Consider the following 406-nt stretch of genomic DNA (forward strand, 5'->3'; position numbering starts at 1 on the left):
ATTTCCGGAGTACAGCTCCATCGTGCCATCGGCCGAAATCGCCGCAACGTCCGCCTTGCCGTCGCCGTTGAAATCACCAGAAGTGATCGCCTTCTGACCCGCCCAATGCCCCGGACCACTCATCGCATTGCTGTAACCCAGACCACCAGCACCATTTCCGGTGTACAGCTCCATCGTGCCGCCGGCCGAAATCGCCGCGACATCCGCCTTACCGTCGCCGTTGAAATCACCAGAAGTGATCGCCTTCTGACCCGCCCAATGCCCCGGACCACTCATCGCATTGCTGTAACCCAGACCACCAGCACCGTTCCCGGTGTACAGCTCCATCGTGCCATCGGCCGAAATCGCCGCGACATCCGTCTTACCGTCACCGTTGAAATCACCAGCCGTGATGAGACGCTGGCCC

General features: G+C 60.6%; 1 protein-coding gene. It reads right to left on the bottom strand.

Annotation, left to right across the window (positions count from 1 at the left end):
• On the bottom strand, positions 1–406 hold a 406-nt coding region (locus SK571_RS46260; protein ID WP_319990448.1), incomplete at both ends, for an FG-GAP repeat domain-containing protein.

The organism is Lentzea kristufekii (genome assembly GCF_033949925.1).
Lineage (GTDB): Bacteria > Actinomycetota > Actinomycetes > Mycobacteriales > Pseudonocardiaceae > Lentzea > Lentzea kristufekii.